At 64.0% G+C, this 15,610-nt stretch carries 13 protein-coding genes; 5 read left to right on the forward strand and 8 right to left on the reverse strand.

Annotated features, from left to right (window positions below; translation table 11 throughout):
* Both ACIPUB_RS09505 and ACIPUB_RS09510 read right to left on the reverse strand, forming a co-directional pair.
* Nucleotides 1-267, reverse strand: coding sequence for a hypothetical protein (locus ACIPUB_RS09505; RefSeq protein WP_407607151.1), 267 nt, complete (start codon nucleotides 265-267; stop codon nucleotides 1-3).
* Between the two features lie 117 nt (nucleotides 268-384).
* Entirely contained in the window at nucleotides 385-1,287 is a 903-nt protein-coding gene (locus tag ACIPUB_RS09510) for an N-acetylglucosamine kinase (RefSeq protein ID WP_407607152.1), read from the reverse strand.
* A 248-nt stretch (nucleotides 1,288-1,535) separates the two neighbouring features.
* On the opposite strand from ACIPUB_RS09510, the gene ACIPUB_RS09515 reads away from it, so the two are divergent.
* Complete coding sequence (locus ACIPUB_RS09515) at nucleotides 1,536-1,934, forward strand: hypothetical protein (RefSeq protein ID WP_407607153.1); 399 nt, start codon at nucleotides 1,536-1,538, stop codon at nucleotides 1,932-1,934.
* 1,112 nt (nucleotides 1,935-3,046) lie between these two features.
* Here the strand turns inward: ACIPUB_RS09515 and ACIPUB_RS09520 are convergent.
* Nucleotides 3,047-3,808 carry a hypothetical protein gene (locus ACIPUB_RS09520; protein WP_407607154.1) on the reverse strand — a complete coding sequence of 254 codons (762 nt, stop codon included), beginning with the start codon at nucleotides 3,806-3,808 and terminating at the stop codon, nucleotides 3,047-3,049.
* Between the two features lie 43 nt (nucleotides 3,809-3,851).
* Here ACIPUB_RS09520 and ACIPUB_RS09525 point away from each other — a divergent pair, with 43 nt between their 5' ends.
* From ACIPUB_RS09525 to ACIPUB_RS09535, 3 genes are all read left to right on the forward strand, one after another.
* On the forward strand, nucleotides 3,852-5,609 hold the full coding sequence (locus ACIPUB_RS09525; RefSeq protein ID WP_407607155.1) for a biotin carboxylase: 1,758 nt from the start codon (nucleotides 3,852-3,854) through the stop codon (nucleotides 5,607-5,609).
* A 166-nt stretch (nucleotides 5,610-5,775) separates the two neighbouring features.
* A complete protein-coding gene (locus tag ACIPUB_RS09530) occupies nucleotides 5,776-7,014 on the forward strand; it encodes a serine hydrolase domain-containing protein (protein ID WP_407607156.1) in 1,239 nt (412 codons plus the stop codon).
* Nucleotides 7,015-7,063: 49 nt separating this feature from the next.
* Nucleotides 7,064-9,814 (forward strand): aminotransferase class I/II-fold pyridoxal phosphate-dependent enzyme, encoded by a 2,751-nt coding sequence (locus ACIPUB_RS09535; RefSeq protein ID WP_407607157.1) that lies wholly within the window; start codon nucleotides 7,064-7,066, stop codon nucleotides 9,812-9,814.
* Nucleotides 9,815-9,869: 55 nt separating this feature from the next.
* Here the strand turns inward: ACIPUB_RS09535 and ACIPUB_RS09540 are convergent, their stop codons facing one another.
* The 5 genes from ACIPUB_RS09540 to ACIPUB_RS09560 form a co-directional block, all read right to left on the reverse strand.
* Nucleotides 9,870-10,358 carry a universal stress protein gene (locus ACIPUB_RS09540; protein ID WP_407607158.1) on the reverse strand — a complete coding sequence of 163 codons (489 nt, stop codon included), beginning with the start codon at nucleotides 10,356-10,358 and terminating at the stop codon, nucleotides 9,870-9,872.
* 61 nt (nucleotides 10,359-10,419) lie between these two features.
* Entirely contained in the window at nucleotides 10,420-11,601 is a 1,182-nt protein-coding gene (locus tag ACIPUB_RS09545) for a TerC family protein (protein ID WP_407607159.1), read from the reverse strand.
* 243 nt (nucleotides 11,602-11,844) lie between these two features.
* Complete coding sequence (locus tag ACIPUB_RS09550; RefSeq protein WP_264268164.1) at nucleotides 11,845-12,387, reverse strand: ferritin; 543 nt, start codon at nucleotides 12,385-12,387, stop codon at nucleotides 11,845-11,847.
* A 253-nt stretch (nucleotides 12,388-12,640) separates the two neighbouring features.
* A complete protein-coding gene (locus tag ACIPUB_RS09555) occupies nucleotides 12,641-13,492 on the reverse strand; it encodes an alpha/beta fold hydrolase (protein WP_407607160.1) in 852 nt (283 codons plus the stop codon).
* 245 nt (nucleotides 13,493-13,737) lie between these two features.
* Nucleotides 13,738-13,962, reverse strand: coding sequence for a helix-turn-helix domain-containing protein (locus ACIPUB_RS09560; protein ID WP_264268599.1), 225 nt, complete (start codon nucleotides 13,960-13,962; stop codon nucleotides 13,738-13,740).
* 264 nt (nucleotides 13,963-14,226) lie between these two features.
* On the opposite strand from ACIPUB_RS09560, the gene ACIPUB_RS09565 reads away from it, so the two are divergent.
* Entirely contained in the window at nucleotides 14,227-15,597 is a 1,371-nt protein-coding gene (locus ACIPUB_RS09565) for an NAD(P)-binding protein (RefSeq protein ID WP_407607161.1), read from the forward strand.
* Nucleotides 15,598-15,610 lie beyond the last annotated feature (13 nt).

Consider the following 15,610-nt stretch of genomic DNA (forward strand, 5'->3'; position numbering starts at 1 on the left):
CTAGGTGTTCAGACCCGGCTTGACCGGAACGAACCCGACCGCGTTCTTCCGGTGGATGGCCTTGGCCGGCGAGCGCTTGAAGCCCTTCGCGTCCATCTTGTTCTGCAACCGGAATTCGGCCAGTGCCGCGTCATAGATCTCGTTCATCCGGCGTCCGCTGACCTCTTCCTGCGTCCCGTCTGCGAAGGTGATGCAGATGGTGAGGCTCTCCGGATAGTGCCGGCTCATCCGGACGTTTCCGTCTGAATCCTGCTTGAGATTGATCATTTGTTGCCTTCTTTCGTGAATGGATTCCCCCAGTCTCCACCAGGCATGCCCAATTTGGTCACTCGCCACCGCATGCGGCAGCAATTTTCTCGCCACATTCCCGCAGAGTCCCGAGCTTCAGGAACCTGCCTCTTGGGCAATGAAGAGCGCCCCAAGGACCGGATCCACGTCCAGGAAGCGAATGCCCTCCAGGCCCATGGCCGAGAGTGCGGTGCGAATGCGTCGCCGGTAAACCGGCTGGTGCATCCCCAGTCCACCGCCGATGATCACCGGGCCCCGGATCCCGAGGACGGTCGAGACATCCCCGAGCTTTTCGGCCACGTAGGCGATAGCATCGTCGATGATCCGGGCCGCTGCAGGGTCCCCCGACTCGTGCGCCCTGAAGACCACTTGGGACTGCTGTGCCCAATAGCGTCTGTCGGTATCTCCGTGGAACAGCCCGATGAGCTCGTCGGGCGATGCCACGCCGTTGGCCTGGAGCACGAGTCGGGCCAGCATGCCTGGGGGCTGGTTCCGGTTGGACTCTCGCAGGGTGTGCCGCACCGCTTCGCGGCCCATCCAATAACCACTTGCCTCATCCCCCAGCAGATAGCCCCACCCGCCGGCGCGCGCTTCCTGGCCTTCGGCGTTGATCCCCCAGAATGCCGAGCCCGTGCCCAGGATGACTGCCATGCCAGCGGACGTCTCACCGGCTGCAAGAATGAGCCGTGAATCGTGCACCACCTCGATGGCGGCCCCTGGCGCATGCACCTCGATCATCGCCCTCAGCCGCCGTGCATCCTCGGCGGTGTCCACGCCTCCGGCCCCGGCCACGACTCGGTCGATGCGTCCCGTGCCAAGCTCTTCAAATATCCGCGCAATGTTCCTCGTGGCCGCTTCCATGCTGACGTTCTGGACATTGGCGCTGCCCGCCATGGCCTCGGCGACGATGTGTCCATTGAGCCAACGCACGCCATGGGTCTTGGTGCCGCCGATGTCCAGGCCCACCAATGCCAGGTTTTCGGCGTACGAGGGAGTCATGATTTCCTTCCGACCGGGACGGGTCCGCCCGGGTTGAGGTTGCTCATCTTTCCTTCATTACATCACCGTCGAGCAAGCCTAAGGCGAGTTGACCCACGAGTCGGAGCCCTCGGTCCAGGACCCAGGCTTCAGTGCCATCCCATGGCGTCAGGACTTGGCTACTCCTTGGCAATCTAGTGGCAGGTCTACAGGCGGCCCGGCCGATAGACTGGCTTCTTCATTGCCGATAACGGACGGGCATGTGCGCCATGGACTACAACGACTATGAACTAATCGGCTCCGGGGTGCTGACGTTCGCTGCAGCGCTGGTGGTGACGACTGTTGGCATCTTCGTGCACATGCGCGACGGCAGCAGGGCTCTTGGGCTGTACCTGATACTGGGAGTCGCTGCCTCGATCGTTTACGGGATCTTCGCCGGGATCGTTTTCGGTGCGATCTTCGAGCCTCCGTATGTCCCGGGACTGTCGGAGGGCCGTGGGCTGGACCTGCGTGGGGTCGCCTTGATAATCGGTTCCTGGGTCGGCGGCGCGCTCGGAGTGCTGGCGACCGTCCTAACGTGGACAATTTCGACTTTCATTCGCTGGCGTCGGAAGCGGAAAACCACGGAGCCCGTGGTTGGTCCGGCTCGGCAGGTCCTTCCGGATTAGTGCCCCGCCCGCATCAAAATGGACGCCCGGCTGCAGCCGAAGGGCGACCGGCGGTCCGGCGCAGGGCGCGGAACTCCGCTGGTGATCCGTTGTTCAAGTCCTCTGAACCAGGCCACCGCCAATGCCTGTCCAAGAGCGGGCGTCCCGGTCCCAGCAGACCAAACCCGACGCCCACCCACGTCGTCTTCTCGCGCAACTTCGGGATCCATAGCCGAATCAATTTTCATTTCACGGCTGCCGCCCGATCTTGGCTCTTTGCGCGTGTTTTCAGGATGCCTACAACGTTCGATCGTTCGAGACAGGATGATGCAAGACCAGTTCAGCCAATGGAGCATGGCACCGTCGTTCCAATCGGTGGCTTGATGGACTCCCATCGAGCCGCGGTACCCGATAACCGGGCCAACTCCTGTCGATGCCTGATCGACTGTTTTCGCGATGGAGGGGGGTTGAACCACCCGTCTGAAATATCGATCGATCAGTCCCTGGTTCCCGGCATTTTCGGGCCAACACCGAAATGTCAAGGGTTTTAAATCATATGTCACAGGTAACATTCGGAAATCTTTCAGCCGCCACTAAAACCTCAATGAAGGGCCCCTCTCGCATGCCCTGGATTCCATTCAAATATCCCGGTGAAGCCGAAAATGCGCCAAAAATAAACCCATCGGTAACCTACATCACAGCATGTCGATTCACGATCCGGAAATCCCAATCCCTTTCGCGCGGTTTCATTATTTTCTATTTCCTTCTGCCCCCGGGAACGGCCCGGAAACCGCACCTCAACAGCGGATTCATGGCGATGTCCCCGGCCTGGCGTGTCTTTCAACACCTGCCGTTTAGGCGGTGTTCACTTCTCCCAACTACGTTTGCTGGACTAGCAGATGGAAATGAAGAATCCCCACGGGTCGGCCTAACGCGCCTGCTGTTGTCCGACCATGGGGAGGCGGCGAACACTCATGTTGCAGGGACCCAGTGCACACCGTGTTCACACGAAATGCGCGGCCCCGACGGCCAGAGTCAACTACCTCCCCAGGATTCGGCTATCTCCCCGATGAAAGGAGTTGGACAATGACCGCACACGCGAACAAGACCGGTAAGAAGATCGGCCAGCCGAGTCAGCTCAACAAGGTGGTGGCCAAACCGACGACAGACAAAAACTCGGTTGATGAAACCGCTGCACCTGCAAAGAACGCTGCACCCGCAAAAACCACAGCGAGCTCAAATCCGTCGGCCGCACCCGCTGCGAAAAACGCCTCGCGACAGCCTGCCGCGTCGAAGTCCGTACCGGCAAAGGCCACCGCTGCTCCGTCTGCTCGAGAGACCGCAGTGATCCCGCCCAAGAGTACGAGTGAAAAGCCCTCAGCCGCAGCTTCCAAAACCGCTCCGACGACTGACGCGGCGCCGGCGGCAAAGCCTGCAACCGCGGTGAAGACCCCCGCAGCCAAGTCCGCAGCAGCGGCGAAGGCCTCGGCGGCAAAGCCCGCCACCGCAGCAAAATCCACATCTGTCGCTCCGGCCGCGGCCACCGCCACCAAGTCGGCCGCGAAGAAGCCCGAGACAGCTGCTACCCGGAGCGTTGCGCCCGCGGCAGCCACATCTTCCGCCGCTGCCACCTCGATCGCGGCAAAGCCGTCCACCACCACCCAGACCACTGCCGCGAAGACGAATGACACCGCGCCCAAGTCCCTCGGAACGGCGACGACACCGTCCCCGATCGCCAAGTCCACCGCCGCCACCTCCAAGACCGCCCCTGCAGCAGTCAAGGCCGGCGTCGAGGCGAAGTCCACGGCCACGAAACCAGCGGCTGCCATTGCCACGGCAAGCCCTTCTGCCCCGGTTGCCGCCCCGAAGTCCGCCGCCGCCGCACCCAAGACCACCGCCGATCCAAAGCCAGTCCAGGCCGCTGACAAGCCAGCAGCCGTGTCCGCTCCGTCCACCCAGCCGGCCGACACGAAGCCATCCGCCAAGGCAACGGGCACCACCGAGGCCAAGCCGGCAACCAAGACTGAGCCCGCCGTCGCAACCGCGATTGCAGCCGCCAACACCCCCGCCGCGAACAAGGCGGATTCCAAGGCCACAGCCTCGACCGTTGCGACTCCGGCAGCCGACCCGATGCCGCGCGCCACCCCGTCCGGCCCCGAGGCACCCGAGGCAACCGTCGGCACCGACGCCGCCTTCGCCTCCACCGTTCCGGCCGAAACGGTCCTGCACACGGTGCGCAACATCTCCGAGGTCCGCCACTTCTTCCGCACCAACGACGTGCCGATCTTCTTCATCGGCGCCACCCCGTTCAACCTGCTGGGCCTTGACCGCTGGGTCCGGAACTTCACCTACATCAGCTACTACGATGCCTGGGACGGCGCCCACCCGCGGATCTTCACCCCCGTCCACAAGCCGTACCGCGAATTCGGCTCCGGCGAGGAGATCAACAACTGGCTGTTGCTCAACGCCGAGGTCCGCGCCCGCATGACCAAGGACCTGCGTCCCGGCACGCGGCCCAAGGTCGCCATGGTCTTCTTCGACGAGGAAACCGAGCAGATCTGCGACGAGTTGGGCTACGACCTGATCCTGCCGTCGGCCGAGCTGCGCTCCCGCCTGGATTCCAAGATCGTGACCACCGAGCTGGGCAACGAGGCAGGGGTCGCTTCGGTCCCGAACGTCCTGACCACGGGTTCGGACTGGAAGTCCCTGCGCAAGGCTGCCGACGACGCCGAACTCGGGGACGAATTGGTCGTCCAGACTCCATACGGCGACTCGGGCAAGACCACCTTCTTCATCAACGACGAGGCTGACTGGGACAAGCACAGCGCCGAGATCGTCGGCGAGGAAATCAAGGTCATGCGCCGGATCAACAACCTGCCGGTAGCTGTCGAGGCAGTGCTCACGCGCTCGGGCACCCTGGTCGGGCCGTTCCTCACCGAACTGGCCGGCCACAACGACCTGACCCCGTACAAGGGCGGCTGGTGCGGCAACGAAATGCACCCGGACGTGCTCTCCGACAACCAGCGGGCGCAGGCCACCGACCTGGTCAAGCGCATGGGCGACAGGCTTTCCAAGGAGGGCTACCGCGGCTTCTTCGAGGTCGACGTGCTCGTGGACACCGACACCGACAAGGTCTACCTGGGCGAATTGAACCCGCGTATTTCCGGGGCATCGGCCATCACCAACGTGACCGCCGGCGCCTACGCGGACGTCCCACTGTTCCTTTTCCACCTGCTCGAATACATGGACGTGGAATTCGACCTGGACATCGACGAGATCAACGCGCGCTGGGAAGCACTCTCGGGTGCCGACGTGTGGAGCCAGATGATCATCAAGGAGACTTCCGAGACGGTCGAGCTGCTCACCGCCACCCCGGCAACGGGCCAGTACTACCTTGACGCCAACGGCGCTCTGGTCTTCAGCCGCCCCGCCATGGACTGGCACATGCTGCAGAACGAGTCCGAGGCGTTCTTCCTGCGCATCTACGGCCCCGGCGACTACCGCTGGAAGGGTGCCGACCTGGGCATCTTGGTCACCAAGGGACGGCTTCAGCTTGAGCGCAACGGCTCGCCCAAGCTGACCATCCGGGCCAAGCACTTCATCGACTCCATCAGGGCCGGCTTTGCCGGCATACCGGTGGGTGGGGAAACCGCAGTGGATGCGACGGCCGGCATCGGAGTCAAAACCCAGTGGTAGCACGGCAATAAACCAGGGCGCAAGCCCTGGCCACCACCAAAAGCTGCACCGATGTAGCAATGGCAACGCCGCATTTATGCGGCAACAGAACGCTGCAATGGTGCAGCCATGGAAGGAACCAGCGTTGGACGGCACGAACCTTGATCACCACCCATCCAGGGTGGACATGCAAAATTGGCAACTGCCGCAAAACCTGCGCTGGTCCTTCCAGCACATGGCCGATTTCCTGCCCACCGCGGTGATCTCGCGGGGGCTGGAACCGGCCGTCAAACTGCCGGCCGCCCACCGCGACCTGGACTCGATCATGCTGGCCCCGGCCAGCCCCGAGGAAGCACCGATGAGCGTGGGCTCGGTCATGGGCATGAGCGACACCGACGGATGGATGCTTCTGCACCACGGCTCGGTGCTTACCGAACAGTACTTCGGGGAGATGACCGCCGACACCGAGCACCTGCTGATGTCGGTGAGCAAGTCGCTGGTCGGCGCCGTCGCCGGGGCGCTGTATGACGCGGGGATGCTGGATCCCGAGGCACAGTTGACCGACTATGTGCCCACTCTGGCGGACTCCGGCTACGCAGGGGCCACGGTCCGCCAGTTGCTGGACATGCGCTCGGGCATCGAGTTCTCCGAGGACTACCTGGATGCCGGCGCCGAGGTGCGGATGCTGGAGCAGGCGATCGGCTGGGCTCCTCCGGCGGTCCCCGGTCCCACCGGCATGTACCCGTACCTGTCGACTCTTCGACAGAAGACCGCGCACGGCGGGGTCTTCGAATACCGCTCCTGCGAAACCGACATGCTCGGCTGGATCTGCGAGGCGGTCTCCGGCTCGACCATGCCCACGCTGATGTCACACCTGCTGTGGGGCAAGATCGGCGCCGAGGCGGACGCCGTGATCGGGATCGACCAGTACGGCACCGGCATGTTCGACGGCGGGATCAACGCCACGCTGCGCGACATGGCCCGCTTCGGCTCGCTCTTCCTGAACGACGGACTCTCGGTGGGCGGCAAGCGCGTGCTGTCGACCGACTGGATCGCGCAGACACTGGCCGGGGCGCCAGACTCCCGCGAGGCCTTTGCCAACAGCCCCGGCGACAACCGGATGCCCGGAGGCATGTACCGGAACCAGATGTGGTTCCCCTACGAGGGCAACGATGTGTTGCTCTGTCTGGGCATCCACGGGCAAATGGTCTACATCAACCGCCCCGCCCAGGTGGTGGGTGTGAAGCTTTCCAGCTGGCCGCTGCCGCAGGACGCCTCCAAGCTCTTCCCCACGCTGCGCGCCTTTGACGCGATTGCCGCGGAGCTGGGCGCCCAGCCGCCGGTGCCGCTCCAGGAATTCCTTCCCCTGTTCATCCGGCCGGAGCGGGGACATCCGCATCCCGCGGCCGGAAACGCCACGTCTTGAGCATGCTTTGTGACGCCCGTGACGGGCACACCCTATGATTGGAACAGAAGTGAAAGCGCCATTGTCGAACACCGACACCGAACCCTATGCAACACCTTCCAGCGTGTGGCGGCTGCGAACCGACGCCTGGGAGTACCTTGGCTACGCGGCCAAGCAACTGTCCTCGCCCTCGAATTCACATGCCGAATCGAAATCGGGCGAAAAGGGGCTGCTGATCGAGGTCACGCGCCAGCTCCGCGTGCTTGAAGCCGTGGAAACCTACTGGGCGGTGCCCGGCAAGGCGCACCTGCTGACGCTGCGGGCGCGCATCGAGGAGGGCGACTACCCCGCCGCGCTGTCCCTGATCGAGACGGTGACCCGGGGATTCGCGCGCTTCAGGCACGAGCTCGACGACTCGCTGGCCGAGGCCGACCCCGATGCGGAGCCGCTGACCCAAGTGGTTCCGGCTGTCGCCGACCCGCGTCCGCGCTTCGAGGTCCTGGTCATCGACGATATTTCCGAGACGGTGCGCGAGGAACTCATCGCCGAAATGGCCAGCCAACGCAGGGAATCGGACGCCTTCACGTACCAGATCAACGTGGTGCCCAGCCTCGAGGACGCCCTCATCGCGGTGCTGCTGAACCCCACCATCCAGGCCTGCATCCTGCGCCCGGGGTTCGGCATCTCCGCCCGGCACCGGCCGGGCGCGGACCTGCGCAAGTTCCTCGACGGATTCGTCGATCCCGGGATCTCCGCCGTCCCACCCAGGGAGCGCGTCCTGCGGCTGGCCGACATGCTCAAGAAATTGCGACCCGAGCTCAACCTCTACATGGTTGCCGACGTGTCCATTGAGGAGCTCGCGGGTTCGGCGAACCGCCGCTTCACCCGGCTTTTCCGCCGCGAGGAATCAATGGAGCTGCACCTCTCGCTGCTGCGAGGGGTCGCCGACCGCTACAAGACCCCGTTCTTCGATGCCGTGCAGCAGCACAGCCGCAAGCCGGCGGCTGTTTTCCATGCGCTGCCGGTTTCCCGCGGAGGCTCGGTCGTCAATTCCCGGTGGATCAAGGACATGGGCGAGTTCTACGGGCTCAACCTGCTTCACGCGGAGACCTCGGCCACCTCAGGCGGCCTGGACTCGCTGCTGGACCCGCGCAGCACTATCCGCGATGCCCAGGTCCTGGCGGCGCGCGCCTTCGGTGCCCGGCGCTCGTACTTCGTCACCAACGGCACCTCGACGGCCAACAAGATCGTGCACCAGTCGATCCTGGCCCCGGGCGACGTGGTCATTGCCGACCGCAATTGCCACAAGTCCCACCACTATGCGCTGATGCTCGCCGGGGCGCAGGTCGCCTACGTGGACGCCTACCCGTTGAACGAATTCGCGTTCTACGGGGCGGTTCCGCTGAAGACCCTGAAATCCATCCTGCTTGACTACCGCCGTGCCGGGCGCCTGGACGAGGTCAAGATGGTCACGCTGACCAATTGCACCTTCGATGGCATCGTCTATGACGTCGAACGAGTGATGGAGGAATGCCTCGCCATCAAGCCGGACCTGGTCTTCCTCTGGGACGAGGCCTGGTTCGCCTTCGCCGGGTTCCACCCGATCTACCGCCGGCGCACCGCGATGGCCGCTGCCGCCGCGCTGCGCGCAAACTTCGAGGACCCCGAATACGTTGCCCGGGCCAAGGCCCAGCGGGCAGTGCTCTTCGACCCCGAGACCGGTGAACCTGCAGACGACTCCGTCTGGGTCGAAAACCGGCTGCTGCCCGACCCGGAGCTCGCCCGGCTGCGCGTATACGCCACCCAGTCAACGCACAAGACGCTCACCGCGCTGCGCCAGGGGTCGATGATCCACGTCTACGACCAGGATTTCAGCCACCTCAACGAGGTGACGTTCAACGCCGCCTACATGACCCACACCTCTACCTCGCCCAACTACCAGATCCTGGCCTCGCTGGACATCGGGCGGCGCCAGGCGGAGCTGGAAGGCTATGAGCTGGTGCAGCGACAGGCATACCTGGCCCAGTCCGTGGCCCAGATGGTGGCGCGCAACCCGCTGTTGAAGAAGTACTTCCGGGTGCTGACCACCGTTGACCTGATCCCGGAGGAGTTCCGCGAGACCCGGCGGCCGATGCCGCTGCGCGACGGGATCGCCGCCATGGACGAGGCCTGGCGCACCGACGAATTCGTGATGGACCCCAGCCGGCTGACCCTGCACATCGGGAACACCGGCGTGGACGGCGACACGTTCAAGCACAAGTACCTGATGGACATGTACGGGGTCCAGGTCAACAAGACCAGCCGGAACACCGTGCTGTTCATGACCAACATCGGCACCTCGCGCAGCGCGGTGGCCTACCTCATCGACGTGCTGGTCAAGCTGGCCGAGCACTTCGATCGCGAACGGGCGGACATGTCCCCGCGGGCGTTGGCCGCCCGCGACTCGAAGATCGCCGAACTGGTCGCTTCCCCGCCGCCGCTTCCGGACTTCAGCCGCTTCGCCGATAGTTACCGCAGTTGCGCGAACACCGTGGACGGGGACATCCGCACGGCGTACTTCACCACCTACAGGAACAACGCCTGCGACTACATCATGCCGCCGGAGTTGTTCGCGAGGGTGCGCGCCGGTGAGGAAGTGGTTTCGGCCGGCTTCGTCACTCCCTATCCGCCGGGATTCCCGATCCTGGTGCCCGGCCAGGTCTTCACCATGGAGATCCTTTCCTTCATGGCGGCGCTGGACACCCGCGAGATTCACGGGTTCGACCCGGAAGTGGGCTTCCGGATCATCAACCAGGTCCCTGCATCGGTCGCCGGGGACTAGGTTCCCACAAGGCAGGTCTCCGGCTCTCGGCGCCGGGGACCTGCCGCTCCTTGGCTTAGTCGCGCGGCCGCACCACCAGGACCGGGCAGGCGGCGTGACGCACGCACTGCTCGCTCACCGAGCCCAGCAGCATGCCCTTCAAGCCGCCGCGCCCGCGTGTTCCCACCACCATCATCAGGGCGTCGTGTGAGATCGCGATGAGGCTTTTGGCCGGCGGCGCGTGCACCGGTTCATAGGTGATCTGGACCCCGGGAAACTTTTCGGCGACAGGGTGGGCATCGCGTTCCAGTTCCTCGCGCACGGCTGCGGTGAACTCGCCCATGGCCGGGACGTACCCGAATTCCCACCCGGCCGGCCGCGGTGCGGTGGCGATGGACCACGCCCGTGAAACGACGACCGGTGCCGACAGTTTCCGGGCGAGCTCCAGGGCCATGGCCAACGCGTCTTCCGCTCCCTTGGACCCGTCGTGTCCCACCACGATGCTGCCGGCCGGAGCGGGTTCCGGTGTATGGATCGGTATGTTGAATGTTCCTTCGGTGCTCATTGCCGTTTCTCCTTGGGTCGTCCGGATTGGTTCGAGGGGGGCTCAGGGGCAGCGGCCGAGGCTATGTGTATTCGTCGTGGAGCCGATGCGCCTCGGCCACCTGCGCACGGATCTTGTCGACATCCTTGGCCTTGTTGCGGTACTTCGGTTCCATGGCCATGATTTGGGCTTCTTCCATCGTCAGCAGCCGGTAGACACGTTCGCGTTCGGCAGGGTCGGCGGTGTAGCCGAGGTCGATGTAGTCGACCGCGTGCCGCCGGGCACTGTTGATCGCTGTCTGCGCCTTTCCCGCCTTGCTCAGCAGCGAGACGACGATCGTGATGACAAGCACCCCGATGATGAAGCCCAGGGACAGTCCGGTGGAGATTTCGATGACCGGGACGGGCTGGCCGTCGTTGATGAATGGAAGGTTGTTTTCGTGCAGCGCATGGAGCACCAGCTTGACGCCGATGAAGGCCAGGATGGCTGCCAGTCCGTAGGAGAGGTAGATGAGCCGGTCAAGCAGTCCGTCCAACAGGAAGTAGAGCTGGCGCAGTCCCATCAGCGAAAACGCGGTGGCGGTGAAAACGATGTACACATTCTGCGTCAAGCCGAAGATCGCGGGAATGGAGTCCAGCGCGAACAAGATGTCGGTGCCGCCGATCGACACCATGACCAGCAGCATGGGCGTCAGCGCGCGCTTGCCGTTGTGCATGGTGAAGAGCTTGTCTCCATCGAAGTGGTCGGTCGTGTGGAGGAACCTCTTGGCCAGGCGCATCATGAAGTTGTCTGATTGGTCCGTCGCGTGGTCCCCGGGCTTGAGCAGGTTGCCGGCCGTGATCAGCAGGATCAGGCCGAAGAGGTAGAACACCCAGGCGAACGAGTTGATCAGCGCCGCACCCAGGAAAATGAACCCGGTCCTGGCCAGCAGCGAGAACACGATGCCGAAAAGCAACACCTTCTGCTGGTCCTCGCGGGGAACCCTGAAACTGGCAATGATGATCAGGAAGACGAACAGGTTGTCGACCGAAAGGGCCTTCTCCGTGATGTAGCCGGCGAAATATTCCGACCCCATGGTCGCACCGCCGAAAACGAACACCAGGATTCCGAAGATGATGGCAATCCCCACATAGATCGAGGACCAGATGGAGGCTTCCTTGAGCGTGGGGACGTGCGCCTTGCGGATGTGGAAGAAATAGTCGAAGGCGAGCAAGGCCAGGATAACGACGATGGTGATGCCCCAAATTAAGGGGGAAACTGTCATGTTTTCCTTCTTTCGGGCGGCGGTGGCGGCGGTCCCGGGACATTGCCTGGTTTTGGCATTCCGTTGCCGGGGGGCGCGCCCTCAGAGGGCCGTCTGCGGCGTCATGGAATGCCAGCAACCAAGCAAAGCCTGTGTGTCGAAACTAGCACCCCGCTAGGCTATTTGATAACCCCCCTGCACGGACGATGGCAAACGTCGTTGGCGGTCCGACGTTTTCGTCCTGGCCGCCATCCGCGCCACTTTTTAGAGCGTTCCCCCGGCGGCCTCAGGCGCGCCGGCTCCCCCGTCCGCACCGGGCTGCCCGGCATCCCCCACCGATTCGCGGGCCAGGAATGTCTCGATCTCGAAGAGACTGCTGGCCCTGCGCGCGATATTCAACAACGTGGACATCGATGCCACCTCTTCGACCTGCTCCTTGAGGAACCAAAGCATGAACTGCTCTCCCAGCGGATCGTTTTCGGCCCGGGCAGCGGCGAACAACTCCTTGATCTGCTCGGTGACCTCGATCTCCTGGGCAAGCGCAAGCACCAGCGGATCCTCCGCCGTCGCAAAGTCGTTTCGGACCTCGCCAATGCCGGGGATGACGAACTTGATGCCTCGGTCCAGCATGTACTGCACCATCATCATGGCGTGGTTCCGCTCCTCCAGGGCCTGGCGGTAGAAGTGCTTCGCCAGCCGGGGCAGGTCCTGGCCATCGAACCAGGCCGCGATCGCAATGTACTGCTGGGACGCCGCGAACTCGTTACCCAGTTGGCGGGTCAGTAACTCATTGAACTGGTGGCTCATGATGCTCTCCTGGGGTGGGTGTGCACGCGTGCGGACCCGGCGTGCCGGGAACCGGTCGGGCCGTGGTGGCGATGGACCTGTATTGAGCGTCCCCCGCCCTTGATACCCGCGTCAAGGGCGGGCGAGGTACCGGTCGGCGAACCGGTCGCAGTTCTTCGTTTTCCCTGACCGCGGAGTGCTGCTCGCCTACGTGGATTCACCGGCGATGGAAGCGGCGCAAGCCAAATACAGGACGGGATTGGCCGTCCCCGGCCTACCTCCGCGCGTTCCCCACGAAGGCGAGCAGCGCCGCGTTGACCTCAGCGGCGTGCGTCCACAGCAGGCCGTGGGGTGCCCCGTCGATTTCCACGTAGTCGGCTTCCGGCAGCAATTGCCGGAACCGGCGCGCCGTGGCATCTATGGGCAGGATATTGTCGGCCGTGCCGTGCAGGATGAGCGCCGGCTTGCCGCTGGCAGCCACCGCTGCGACGTCCTCGCGAAAATCCTCGATCCAGGAGGAAACCACGGCGTAGGAGGCCACCGGCGCGCTCGAGACAGCGGTGTTCCAGTTCGCTGTGACGACTTCCTGGCTGATCCGCGACCCCAAGGTGTCATCGAGGTTGTAGAAATTGGAGAAGAAGTTCGTGAACCAGGCGAAGCGGTCACCTTGGGCCGTCTCGACGATACCGTCGAAGACTTCCTGCGGCACGCCCTCGGGATTGTCGTCCCGCTGCACGAGGAATGGCTCCAGCGAAGCCAGGAAGGCGAGCTTCGCGACGCGCTTGTGCCCGAACGTGGACACATAGCGTGCCAGTTCGCCGGTGCCCATGGAGAAACCAACCAGGATCGCGTCGTTCAGGTCGAGGTTTTCGAGCACCGTGTTTAGGTCGGAGGCGAAGGTGTCGTAGTCGTACCCCGAGCCGACCTTGCTCGATTGGCCGAACCCGCGGCGGTCGTAGGTGATGACGCGGAAGCCCGCGTCGAGCAGGACACGGGTCTGGCGCTCCCAGCTATGTCCGTCGAGCGGGTACCCGTGGATGAGCACCACCGGCTGTCCCTGACCCTGGTCCTCGTAGTAGAGGTCGATTGACGTGCTGTTTTCGTTGCCAACGCTGATGAATCCCATGGGGGAATACCTTCCATTCGATGCCGCGTGCGATCACGTTCCTGACCTGTCACTCACGCTAGAGAACCGTTGTTGCCATTTCAAGCACCCGTGGCGACATGACCAGGCGCGAAGCCCACGGGCGCAAACGCGAGACGACGGACCCTGCCGGCGACGCGCGGGTATGCTGCATCGAACTGGACGGGCCCGGCTCCGGTAGGCCTTAGCCCATTCGGCGCTTCCGCATCCACGGCCGGAGGCCTCGCCTAGTGGGTTTCGGGACGGTGCTCCGATGCCGCCGCGTGTTGCTCGGCGATCAGGTATTCCTTCACTGCCTGGGCAGGCACGCGGTAGGAACGGCCGAAGCGCACGGCGGGCAATTCCCCCGAATGCACCAACCGGTATACCGTCATGTTGGATACCCGCATGGCCTCGGCGACCTCTGCCACGGTCATGTAGTGGGCATCCTCGAACCCCTTGAGATCCACCATGGTGTTTCCTCCCCCAATCATTTTGTATTTCATCCCCAAATGAAACTCCCAATGCAGTGCACCACTCCAACCACTTGTGCAACGTGGTTACCATGCTAGCCACCAGGCACCGACGGCACCATGGAAATGACATTGCATTTGGGCTACGGTTCCCACCTCAGGGAAGCAGCGTCTGCGCAACGACCGCGTGGGGACTCCGTGGCCGGATTATCCGGCCTCGCTGCCGCTATGGATACACCTGCACTGCGGTGCTTCAATGGGTCCATGACGCACAAGGTGCAAGCCGACTACCTGGTGGTCGGAGCCGGCGCGATGGGCATGGCGTTCGCGGATGCGTTGATCGACCATGCCGACGCGCGCGTGGCCATTGTCGACAGACGCCACGGTTCCGGCGGGCATTGGCTCGATGCCTATCCCTTCGCGCGCCTGCACCAGGCCTCCGCATTTTACGGTGTCGCCTCCACGCTGCTCGGCGACCGCCGGGTGCAACAGCACGGTCCGGAAGCAGGCCTTCACGAACGGGCCGATGTCTCGGAGATCTGCGCCTACTACGCCCACATCCTGGCCGACCGGATGCTGGGCACCGACAAGGTCGAGTTCTTCAACAACTGCGAGTACGTTGCCGGCCGGCAGATCGTCTCGCATATCTCCGGTCGGCGGACCGAGGTGCCATCGCAATGCCGGATCGTCGACGCACGGTACCTTGCACCGGACATCCCGTCAGTCACCCCGCCGCGCTTCGACATCGCGGACGATGTCCGCGTGATTCCGGTCAACAGCCTGGCCCGCACCATGGAGGCGCCGAGCCAGTATGTGATCGTGGGATCGGGCAAGACGGCAACCGATGCCTGCATCTGGCTCCTGGCCCACGGCGTGGACCCCGCAGCGATCTGCTGGGTGAGGCCACGCGATCCCTGGATGCTCAACCGTGCTGTGGTCCAGCCGGAACCGGCGGTGTTCCTCGGCATGGCCGCCGACACCATGGAGGCATCCGCCGCCGCGACGTCGCTCGAGGACCTGTTTTTCCGGCTGGAAGACGCCGGCATCATGCTCCGCATCGACCGGTCGGTCACCCCGACGATGGCCAAGACTCCGACGCTGGCGACCTGGGAACTGGAGAAACTGCGCACCATTGAGCACGTCGTGCGGCTCGGACATGTCCGGGCGGTCCAGCGGGGGCGCATCTCGCTCGAGGACGGCACGGTCTCAATGGCCAAGGACGCGCTCGTGGTGCACTGTGCCGCCTCTGGCCTGCGATACCCGCCGACCATCCCGGTCTGGGGGCCCTCGGCGATCACGCTGCAGCCGATCCGGGCCGGGTTCCCGTGCTTCGGTGCAGCGCTGGCCGGCTATGTGGAAGCGACCCGCGACGACGACGCGGAAAAGAACCGGCTCTGCCCATCGACCCCGTATCCCAACACGCTTGCCAGTTGGGCGACCATGCAGATCCTGGGTACCCGCGCGGCGAAATCCTTCGGATCGGAACCCGACATCAAGGCCTGGGCCGACGCCGTGGCGCTGAACCCGGCGCGGGTTCCGCCCGAGGAAGGCAGGTTGGCCGAGGTGGATGATGCGCTCTCCCGCCTGAAGACCCAGGTTCCCCTGGGGGTTGCCCGGTTGGCGGAGCTGGTCTGAGCTTCGGCGGAAA

The organism is Paeniglutamicibacter sp. ORCA_105 (assembly GCF_045798545.1).
Lineage (GTDB): Bacteria > Actinomycetota > Actinomycetes > Actinomycetales > Micrococcaceae > Paeniglutamicibacter > Paeniglutamicibacter sulfureus.